At 58.4% G+C, this 1070-nt stretch carries 1 protein-coding gene; it reads left to right on the top strand.

Annotated features, from left to right (window positions below; translation table 11 throughout):
• Positions 1-56: 56 nt before the first annotated feature.
• Positions 57-1049, top strand: coding sequence for a transposase (locus NDI54_RS21385; protein ID WP_310898331.1), 993 nt, complete (start codon positions 57-59; stop codon positions 1047-1049).
• Positions 1050-1070: the final 21 nt, after the last annotated feature.

The raw sequence follows: 1070 nt of genomic DNA, 5'->3' as shown, positions 1-1070 counted from the left end.
CGAGGGTGTCATAGAACGGTTACCACACCAAAGAGCAGGGTGAACGCTGAGGTGGTATGGACTCAGCGACCCTGCAGAATGAGCCTTCGGTAGAGTCGTTCTTCAATGTCGCGGAGACCGAGACGTTAGCGTTGTTTGAACATCTCTCCTTTGAGTTTCTCGAAGAGTTCGACGTGTTCGCCCCGGCGAAGACGGGGCGAACACGAGAGCATGAGCCACCAGAGATGATGCGTGGGTTCCTCCATTGCTACTACCACGACATCTACGGCATTCGCCCCGTTGAACGGGAGCTTCGGAACACGATTGTTTGGCTGAGCTGTGGGTTCGATCGACCGCCGTCAAGAGACGCGGTCGATCGCTTCCTCACCGATCTTGAACACGTTATCGACGAAGTCTTTGACCACCTCGTCGAGCAGGCCGCCCGGCGCGGCCTGCTCGACTTGGCTTACTGCATCGATTCCACAGATGTGAGGGCGATGCCCGCCGATCAAGACGCCTCGAAGTGCTACGATCCAACCGACGACGAGTACTACTACGGCTACGGCTGTACGATCGTCTCGACCGGACAAAAGATACCGATTGCAGCCGAGTTCACCGAGAGCAAACAAGCGCCAGAAGAGACGGCGATGCGCGTCACACGTGACGCGCTCGCCGTCGCCAAGCCGATTTGGATGGTTGGTGACAGCGCCTACGACACGCTCGACTGGCACGACCACCTGCTGGCCGCAGGGGTCGTGCCAGTCGCCCCGTACAATGCACGAAACACTGACGACCCGAAAGATATCGAATACAGGGTCGAGGACCGCATTGAGAAACACAGCGAGGACGTGCAGCTGAAACAATCGACGCTAAACGAGACGTACAACCGCCGTACTGGAGTGGAACGAACCAACGAATCAGTGAAGGGCTGCGGCCTCGGGCGAACGCACGCCCGAGGCCGCGTCCACGCACGAGCGCAGGTGTTCCTCGCTCTGTGCCTTCGCCTCGTCGTCGCAATCACCAACTACGAACGCGGAGACAATCCGGGAAGCACGATCATCACGGTGTGAGAAGAGTTCTATGACACCCTC

Source organism: Haloarcula terrestris (genome assembly GCF_031624315.1).
Lineage (GTDB): Archaea > Halobacteriota > Halobacteria > Halobacteriales > Haloarculaceae > Haloarcula > Haloarcula terrestris.
This window is presented reverse-complemented; position numbering and strand designations above follow the sequence as displayed.